General features: G+C 70.6%; 7 protein-coding genes and 1 pseudogene. 6 read left to right on the forward strand and 2 right to left on the reverse strand.

The features are described 5' to 3' along the window. Positions 1 to 208: 208 nt before the first annotated feature. Entirely contained in the window at positions 209 to 982 is a 774-nt protein-coding gene (locus AB0G02_RS21255) for a transposase family protein (protein WP_360797060.1), read from the reverse strand. Positions 983 to 1,130: 148 nt separating this feature from the next. Then, a complete protein-coding gene (locus tag AB0G02_RS21260; protein ID WP_360797062.1) occupies positions 1,131 to 1,862 on the reverse strand; it encodes an SDR family oxidoreductase in 732 nt (243 codons plus the stop codon). A gap of 93 nt (positions 1,863 to 1,955) precedes the next feature. On the opposite strand from AB0G02_RS21260, the gene AB0G02_RS21265 reads away from it, so the two are divergent. The 6 genes and pseudogenes from AB0G02_RS21265 to gltD form a co-directional block, all read left to right on the forward strand. Continuing rightward, a complete protein-coding gene (locus tag AB0G02_RS21265; protein WP_360797063.1) occupies positions 1,956 to 2,345 on the forward strand; it encodes a helix-turn-helix transcriptional regulator in 390 nt (129 codons plus the stop codon). 46 nt (positions 2,346 to 2,391) lie between these two features. Next, a complete protein-coding gene (locus AB0G02_RS21270) occupies positions 2,392 to 2,928 on the forward strand; it encodes a hypothetical protein (RefSeq protein ID WP_360797065.1) in 537 nt (178 codons plus the stop codon). 449 nt (positions 2,929 to 3,377) lie between these two features. Next, complete coding sequence (locus AB0G02_RS21275) at positions 3,378 to 4,082, forward strand: VIT family protein (protein ID WP_360797067.1); 705 nt, start codon at positions 3,378 to 3,380, stop codon at positions 4,080 to 4,082. A gap of 140 nt (positions 4,083 to 4,222) precedes the next feature. Beyond that, positions 4,223 to 4,429, forward strand: coding sequence for a hypothetical protein (locus AB0G02_RS21280; protein ID WP_360797068.1), 207 nt, complete (start codon positions 4,223 to 4,225; stop codon positions 4,427 to 4,429). A gap of 389 nt (positions 4,430 to 4,818) precedes the next feature. Beyond that, positions 4,819 to 9,321, forward strand: coding sequence for a glutamate synthase large subunit (gltB, locus tag AB0G02_RS21285; protein WP_360797070.1), 4,503 nt, complete (start codon positions 4,819 to 4,821; stop codon positions 9,319 to 9,321). Then, a pseudogene (gene gltD / locus AB0G02_RS21290) lies at positions 9,314 to 9,484 on the forward strand (glutamate synthase); the annotation flags it as partial. The gene gltB and the pseudogene gltD, both read left to right, overlap by 8 nt.

A 9,484-nucleotide genomic window follows, 5' to 3' on the forward strand; every position in this document is an offset into this window, starting at 1 on the left:
CCGGTGGCGTTGGGGTGGAACGACTCCGCCAGGCGGAACAGGGAGAACGAGTTGATCCACGAGAGTCCTACGTTCACGCGTCGAGAGTCCTACGTTCACAGCACCTGAATTCAACGCTCAGCGCACGCTGGACCGCCGTGAGCGTTGTACTCAGGGTGTCTGAACGTAGGACTCTCGCGTTGTGAACGTAGGAGCGTTATTCAGAAGGTCACCAGCCTTGGCGGTAGTACTCGAGGGTGGTGACGATGCGGATGAGGGTGGGGAGTTCGGTCAGGCGGGCGCGGTAGCCGGTGGCGAGGATTTTCCATGCCTTGAGGTGGGCGATGGCGTGTTCGACGGCGGCGCGGATGCTGCTGACGCTGGTGTTCCAGGTTTTGTCGGCGGGGGTGTGGCGCTTGTGGCCGGGGCGTTTGCGGCGGGGGCGGATGGTGGGGGTGCCCTGGTAGCCCAGGTCGGCGACGACCTGGTGGTGGGCCAACAGGTCGGCCAGGCCGGTGAGGGTGTAGGCGGTCTTGTCGTGGGCGCGGCCCTCGACCGGGTCGGACACGGCGAGCAGGGTGCCGTCCAGGGTGGCCAGGACCTGCACGGTCACGCCGGATTGTCGGTGTTTGGCGTTGTAGTTGGCCTTGCGGTGGGTGGCGTGGTCGTGGGTGGGGATCAGTGTTCCGTCGACCAGCACGACCCGGCCGGACAGTGCCTCGGGCAGGGGTGGGGTGTGCGGGCACAGCACCTGTCCGATCAGCGGCGCGATCCGCCGGAAGACGCGGGAGACGGTGGGTTGGGAGACGCCGAACCAGTCCGCGACCACGGTCTGGGGCAGGTTCTGGCGTAACAGCACGAGCGTGAGCAGCACCGACCGGTACAGGCCCAGCGCCGCTGGGCGTCCCACCCGCCGGTCCGGCGATCCCAGGACCTGGTGGATCCGGGCGACCAGCTCCTGGGTCTGATCATGGTCGAGCCCGGTCGTAGACTGGTAGCGCAACAGCCCCGCCTCGTGGTTGGTCGAGCTTCTGTGAGAGGAAACCGACCCTACCCAGACGGGGCTGTTGCGCTACCACCCCAAGATCAACCTTATGAATAACGCTCTAGGACTCTCGCGTTGTGGAGGTAGGACTCTCGCGCGGTCGGGGTTAGCCGAGGGTGCGGCCGCCGTCGGCGAAGAGGATCTCGCCGTGGACGTAGCTGGAACGAGGTGAGGCCAGGAAGACGATGGCCTCCGCGATCTCGCGCGCCGACGCCGCGCGGCCGATCGGGGACTGCCGACCCACGGACGCCACCGTGTCCGGGTTGAGGGCGAGCGCGCGCTCGGTCTCCGTCGCACCCGGCGCGATGGCGTTGACCCGCACCCCCGTGCCGCGGAACTCCACGGCCCACGTCCGCGTCAACGCCTCCAGCGCCGCCTTCGTCGCCGCGTACACCGCCCCTCCCGCCACCGGCATGACGGTGATCGACGACGACACGTTCACCACGCTCCCCCGACCGCGGGCCGCCATCGCCGGCAGCAGCGCGGCGGTCAGGAAGAACGGCGCGCGCACGTTCACGTCGAACAGCTGCCCGAAGGTCTCCACGTCCTGCTCCGCGGTCGACGCGAACGGGAAGATGCCCGCGTTGTTCACCAGCACGTCCACCTCGCCCACGGCCTCGGCCAGTTCGCGCACCGAGCCCAGGTCCGCCATGTCGGCCGCGATGAACTTCGCCCGCCCGCCCTCGGCCTCGATGGCCGTCACGGTCTCCGCACCGCGCGCCGCGTCCCGCCCCGTCACGACCACCGTCGCACCGCCGAGCGCCAGCAGCCGCGCGGCCTCCCGGCCGATGCCCGCCGTGCTGCCGGTGACCAGTGCGACCTGTCCGTCGAACTCCATGTTCCCCACCCCGTTCGATGTTCGGTGAACATAGAACAACGTACCCGCGCTCGTTCGAGGTTCGCGAAACATCGAACGACTAGACTGGGAGACGTGCGCCACGCCGACTCCAACCCCGACGTCGACCGGCTGACGCTGACCGACGTCCTGGCGGCCCTCAGCGATCCCCTCCGGGTCGGCCTGGTCCGCCTGCTCGCGGACGGCGAGGAGCACACCTTCGGGCAGTTCACCGCCCCGGTCGCCAAGTCCACGCTCAGCCACCACCAGAAGGTGCTCAACACCGCCGGCCTGACCTGGCGGCGCGACGAGGGCACCCGCTGCTTCATCCGGCTGCGCCGCGAGGACGTCGACGCCCGCTTCCCGAACCTGCTCGACACCGTGCTCGCCGCCGCCGACCACTATGACGTCGGCGGCCACGTCACCAGCGACGTCCAGGACGCAGGCGACGGCACCACCGACGCCCACGGCACCGCGGGGTGCTGACCGGACGCCGGTCCACGACCCCGGCACCGCCGGCAGGATGACCCGCGTGAGCAGGGGCCTGCAGTACTTCGCCGCGTGGTCGGTGTCGACCGCGATCGCGGTGGCGCTGTCCTGGCTGGGCATCCGGTTCGTGCTGGACGCCGGAGCGCCCGAACGGCCGCGCGTCGTCGCCGGGCCCACGCAGTCGTCGGCCATCGCCACGACGACGACCACCACCGTCGCCGCGACCACCACCACGACGACCACGGTCGCGGTGATCGCGACGGTCGCACCGACCACGACGGTCCCGACCACCACGACGACGACCGCGCCGCCGCTGCCGTCGGAGAACGGCACGTGGACCGAGCAGAACGGCGAACGGGTCTACCTGCGCAGCTTCACCCTGCGCGGCGGGGTGGCCGCCATCCGCTTCTCGGCCGACGACATGGAACCCATCTCCGCCACACCGCGCCAGGGCTTCGCCGCGACCGTCGAACAACCCGCGGACGCCGTCGTGGTCGAGTTCACGGGCGCGGGCCACCGGTCCCGGCTCGAAGCGACCTGGGTGGGCGGGCCGCAGTGGCGGATCGTGGAGTCCGGCTAGCCCGCGATCACACCGCCGAACGGGCCCGGCATCGGCTCAAGCCAGCGCGACCTCCGCGCACAGCCACACCAGCGCGAGAACCTGGCTGGCTCGTGGGCTCGCTCCTGCGAGACGTCATCGTCGTTCTCGGTCGCGGTGTGGTGCACGATGATCCGCTGCGGCGCGCGGTCCACCGGGGACGGGGTTTCGAGAAGCGGCCGGGCACCCCGCTCGGCGCACGGCTCGATGCGCCGCCGGACGGCCGGGTTCGGCCAAGTGGTCGCGCCCAGCCCCACCAAGGCTCCCACCCCGAGCACCAACGCACGTCTGCCCAACACCGCTCCCCCTATTCGTCAGCCGGCAGTGGATCACGGTCGACCCGACGGGCCGGTCTCGTCCCACTGTCCACACCGTCACCCGTTCGCGGGCGGTATTCCACCCGTTAGCGATCGGGTGGTTCGATCACGGTCATGACGCACCCCGACGAACCCCACCGCGACGACCTCTCCGGCCGGCTGAACTGGCTGCGAGCCGGCGTCCTCGGGGCGAACGACGGCATCGTGTCCACCGCCGGCCTCGTGGTGGGCGTCGCGGGCGCCACCACCGACCGCACCGCCATCCTCGCCGCGGGCGTCGCCGGGCTCGTCGCCGGCTCGCTGTCGATGGCGGGCGGCGAGTACGTCTCGGTCAGCACCCAGCGGGACACCGAGAAGGCCGCCCTCCGGCTGGAGGCCCGCGAGCTGCGCGAGATGCCCGAGGAGGAGGAGCGCGAGCTCGCCGCGATCTACCAGGACAAGGGGTTGTCCGCGGAGCTGGCCGCCCAGGTGGCCCGTGAGCTGACCGAGCGGGACGCCCTGCGCGCCCACGCGGAGGCCGAGCTCCAGATCGACCCGGACAACCTGACGAGCCCGTGGCAGGCCGCGTGGGCGTCGCTGGTGGCGTTCGCGGTCGGCGCGCTGATCCCGCTGATCGCGATCGTGCTGCCGCCGGTCCCGTGGCGGGTGTGGACGTGCGTGGTGGCCGTGCTGGTCGGCCTGGTGCTCACCGGCGTGGTCAGCGCCCGGCTGGGGTCGAGCCGCACGAGCCGCGCGGTGCGGCGGAACGTGGTGGTCGGGTCGCTCACGATGGTCGTCACCTACTACGTCGGTCTCCTGTTCGGAGTAACGGTCGGCTGACGTGATCACCCTCCGCACACGCCCTCCGCGACGACTCGGAAGAAGTTGCCACTCGGAGGTGTGAGGTACGCAAAGTGCGGGTACTCGGCGTCTGACTTGTCGACGTTGAGCGCGACAAGCCCGGACTGGAGGTGCCTGCCGTGACCCACCCGCCCACATCCCTGCCGATCCTGCGTGGCGAGAAGGCCGAACGCCGGGTCTGGGCCCTGCTGTCCGCCCTGTTCGCGCTGGTCTCGGGCGTCAACGCGATCCTCGCGGTGAGCGAGGCGGCCTGGTGGCACGCCGCCGTCGCGACCTTGTGCCTCGTCGTCGCCGTGTGCTGCGCGAGAGTGGCCAGAAGGCCCTGAAACTGACTTCACTCGCCACTGAAGGTTCGAAAATTCGCGAAACTCTGGTCCGACCGGGTGTACCCCGTTGGTAGGAACGGCGTCAAGTAGGGGTGTGATTCACCACGACGCCCTGTCGGACTAGAGCCATAACCGCAAATTCACACTATCGTCACAAGACCCCGGCAATCCCGGTGCACCGCCAAGCTCGCGACGCGGCCCCATCCGGCCGCCAAGCGCGCGCACGAGGAAGTGCAGTTCTCCCGCACAACGGAGTGCGGTCCCCACGCCGATGATCTCTCGGGCGTGGATCCACAGCCAGTACCTGCAGGCCGAGTTGTCCGCGTAAAGCCGCGCGCGGGCGTTCGGCCGTCTCCGTATGCCCGGACGACGCCACGGGAGGGCCCGTTGTGACCCACCACCAGCCGCAAGGCCTTTACGACCCGCAGTACGAGCACGACGCCTGCGGTGTCGCGTTCGTCGCTGACCTGGCCGGTCGCAGGAATCACGCGATCGTCAGCCAGGCACTGGTCGCGCTGCGCAACCTCGAACACCGGGGTGCCCGCGGCGCGGAGCCCGAAACCGGTGACGGTGCGGGAATCCTGATCCAGGTGCCCGACGCGTTCTACCGCGAGGTCGTCGGCTTCCCGCTGCCCGAGCCCGGCGGCTACGCGGTCGGTACCGCGTTCCTCCCCCAGGAGGGCCAGGACGAGGTCAGGGCCGAGATCGAGCGCATCGCCGCCGAGGAGGGCGCGACCGTCCTCGGGTGGCGCGAGCTGCCGGTGGACCCCGAGCACGTCGGTCCGACCGCGCGGACCACGATGCCCGCGTTCAGCCAGCTTTTCCTCGCCGGGCCGGAAGGCGCCGGCACCGGGGGGCTGGAGCTGGAGCGCCTGGCGTTCGTGGTGCGCAAGCGCGTCGAGCACGCGACGGACGTGTACTTCCCGAGCCTGTCCGGGCGGACGATCGTCTACAAGGGCATGCTCACCGAGCCCCAGGTGGAGAAGTTCTTCCCGGACCTCACCGACGAGCGGGTCACCAGCTCGATCGGCCTGGTGCACTCCCGGTTCTCCACCAACACGTTCCCGTCGTGGCCGCTGGCCCACCCGTACCGGTACGTGGCGCACAACGGCGAGATCAACACGTTGCGCGGCAACCGGAACTGGATGGACGCGCGCGAATCGGTGCTCGCCACCGACCTGATTCCCGGTGACCTGTCCCGGGTGTTCCCCGTCATCACCCGCGGCGCCAGCGACTCCGCGACGTTCGACGAGGTGCTGGAGCTGCTGCACCTGGGCGGGCGCAGCCTGCCGCACGCGGTGCTGATGATGATCCCCGAGGCGTGGGAGAACCACACCGAGATGGACGCGCAACGGCGCGCGTTCTACGAGTTCCACTCCACGCTCATGGAGCCGTGGGACGGCCCCGCGCTGGTGTCCTTCACCGACGGCACGCTGATCGGCGCGGTCCTCGACCGCAACGGCCTGCGCCCGGCCCGGTACTGGGTCACCGAGGACGGCCTGGTCGTGCTCGGCAGCGAGGCGGGCGTGCTGGAGTTCGACCCGGCGACGATCGTGCGCAAGGGCCGGCTGGAGCCGGGCCGGATGTTCCTCGTCGACACCGCCCAGGGGCGGATCATCGACGACGAGGAGATCAAGGGCGAGCTCGCGGCCGAGCACCCGTACCAGGAGTGGGTGGCCGACGGCATCCTGCACCTGGCCGACCTCCCGGCGCGGGCGCGCGAGGTGCCGACGCACTCGTCCCTGGTGCGTCGTCAGCAGGCGTTCGGCTACACCGAGGAGGAGATGGCGCTGCTGCTGCGGCCGATGGCCCGCACCGGCGCCGAGCCGATCGGCTCGATGGGCAACGACGCGCCGTTCGCGCCGCTGTCGGACCGGCCGCGGCAGCTGTTCGACTACTTCACCCAGCTGTTCGCCCAGGTGACCAACCCGCCGTTGGACGCGATCCGCGAGGAGCTGGTGACCTCGCTGCACGCCACGCTCGGCGCGGAGCCGAACCTGCTGTCGGTGGACGCCACGTCGTGCCGGCGGATCTCGCTGCCGTTCCCCGTGCTGGACAACGACGAGCTCGCCAAGCTCGTGCACGTGGACGACGACGGCACGCTGCCGGAGTTCCGCACGTTCACCGTGCACGGCCTGTACGAGGTGGCGGGCGGCGGCGAGGCCCTGGTGCGGCGGCTGGACGAGATCCGCGCCGAGGTGTCGCAGGCGATCCGGGACGGCGCGCGGCTGGTCGTGCTGTCGGACCGGGGCGTCGACCAGGAGCACGCGCCGATCCCGTCGCTGCTGCTGACCGGCGCGGTGCACCACCACCTGGTGCGCGAGAAGACCCGCACCCAGGTCGACCTGATCGTGGAGGCCGGTGACGCCCGCGAGGTGCACCACATCGCGCTGCTCATCGGGTACGGCGCGAAGGCGGTGAACCCGTACCTGGCGATGGCGTCGGTGGAGGAGCTGTCCGACGTCGAGCCGGAGGTCGCGACCCGCAACCTGATCAAGGCGCTGGGCAAGGGCGTGCGCAAGACGATGTCCAAGATGGGCGTCTCCACCGTGGCGTCCTACACCGGCGCGCAGATCTTCGAGGCGATCGGCCTCGGTGACGAGGTCGTGGACACGTGCTTCACCGGCACGACCTCGCGGCTGGGCGGCGTCGGGTTCGACGTCATCGCGGAGGAAGTGGCGCGGCGGCACCGGATGGCGTTCCCGGCCGACGGCGTCCGGGCGCACCACCGCGAGCTGGAGGTCGGCGGCGACTACCAGTGGCGCCGCGAGGGCGAAGCGCACCTGTTCAACCCGCAGACGGTGTTCAAGCTCCAGCACTCCACCCGCAGCGGGCGCTACGACGTCTTCAAGGAGTACACGCGGGCGGTGGACGAGCAGGCCAAGCGGCTGCTGACGCTGCGCGGGCTGTTCGCGTTCAAGGAGGGCGTGCGGGAGCCGGTGCCGATCGAGGAGGTCGAGCCGGTCTCGTCGATCGTCAAGCGGTTCGCCACCGGCGCCATCTCCTACGGCTCCATCTCACAGGAGATGCACGAGGTGCTGGCCATCGCGATGAACCGGCTGGGCGCGAAGTCCAACACCGGTGAGGGCGGCGAGGACGCCGAGCGGTTCACCCCCGACGCCAACGGCGACTCGCGGCGTTCGGCGATCAAGCAGGTGGCGTCCGGCCGGTTCGGCGTCACCAGCGAGTACCTGGTCAACGCCGACGACATCCAGATCAAGATGGCGCAGGGCGCGAAGCCCGGCGAGGGCGGCCAGCTGCCCGGCGCGAAGGTGTACCCGTGGATCGCCAAGACCCGGCACTCCACGCCCGGCGTCGGCCTCATCTCGCCGCCGCCGCACCACGACATCTACTCGATCGAGGACCTGGCGCAGCTGATCCACGACCTGAAGAACGCCAACCCGGCGGCGCGCATCCACGTGAAGCTCGTCTCCGAGGTCGGCGTCGGCACGGTCGCGGCCGGCGTGTCCAAGGCGCACGCGGACGTCGTGCTGATCTCCGGCCACGACGGCGGCACCGGCGCGTCCCCGCTGTCGTCCATCAAGCACGCGGGCGGCCCGTGGGAGCTGGGGCTGGCCGAGACGCAGCAGACGCTGCTGGCCAACCGGTTGCGCGACCGGATCGTGGTGCAGACCGACGGTCAGCTCAAGACCGGGCGGGACGTGGTGATCGCGGCGCTGCTCGGCGCGGAGGAGTTCGGCTTCGCCACCGCTCCCCTGGTCGTGTCGGGCTGCATCATGATGCGGGTCTGCCACCTGGACACGTGCCCGGTGGGCGTGGCGACGCAGAACCCGGTGCTGCGGGCGAAGTTCGCGGGCAAGGCCGAGCACGTGGTGAACTTCTTCGAGTTCATCGCGCAGGAGGTGCGCGAGCTGTTGGCGCAGCTGGGTTTCCGGACCCTGGCCGAGGCCGTCGGCCACGCCGACCTGCTCGACACGCGGGCCGCCGTGGACCACTGGAAGGCGGCCGGGCTCGACCTGTCCCCGATCTTCCACGTGCCCGCGCTGCCGGAAGGCGCGGCGCGGCACCGCACCACCGCCCAGGACCACGGGCTGGACAAGGCGCTGGACAACACGCTGATCCAGCTCGCGGAGGGCGCGATCGCCTCCGGTGACCGGGTGCGGCTGGAACTGCCGGTGCGCAACGTCAACCGCACCGTCGGCACCATGCTCGGCTCCGCGGTGACCAAGCGGTGGGGCGGCGAGGGCCTGCCGGACGACACGATCGACATCACGTTCACCGGCACCGCCGGGCAGTCGTTCGGCGCGTTCGTGCCGCGCGGCATCACGTTGCGGCTCATCGGTGACGGCAACGACTACGTGGCCAAGGGCCTGTCCGGCGGGCGGATCGTCATCCGGCCGGTGCCCGACGCGCAGTTCGCCGCGGAGCAGCACATCATCGCGGGCAACGTGATCGGCTACGGCGCTACCGGCGGCGAGATCTTCCTGCGCGGCAAGGTCGGTGAGCGGTTCTGCGTGCGCAACTCGGGCGCGCTGGCCGTCGTCGAGGGCGTGGGCGACCACGGCTGCGAGTACATGACCGGTGGCCGGGTGGTCGTGCTCGGCCCGACCGGGCGCAACTTCGCCGCGGGCATGTCCGGCGGCATCGCCTACGTGCTGGACGCGGCCGTGCAGCGGGTCAACCCCGAGATGGTGGACCTCGACCCGTTGGACGACGCGGACCGCGAGTTCCTGCGGGGAGCGGTGGAGAAGCACTACCTGGAGACGGACTCGGCGGTGGCGCACGCGCTGCTGGCCGACTGGGACCTGGCGGTCGACCGGTTCACCAAGGTCATGCCGAAGGACTACAAGCGCGTGCTGGCGGCACAGGCCCGGGCCGTGCTGGAGGGCCGGGACGTCAACGAAGCGATCATGGAGGCGTCTCATGGCTGACCCTCGTGGGTTCCTCACCACCGGGCGTGAGACCCCGCGCACCCGTCCGGTCTTCCTGCGCCTGCGCGACTGGCGCGAGGTGTACGAGGAGTTCGAGCGGCCCAGGCTGGAGAAGCAGGCCGGGCGGTGCATGGACTGCGGCATCCCGTTCTGCCACCAGGGC

The organism is Actinosynnema sp. NPDC023658 (assembly GCF_040639995.1).
Classification (GTDB): domain Bacteria; phylum Actinomycetota; class Actinomycetes; order Mycobacteriales; family Pseudonocardiaceae; genus Actinosynnema.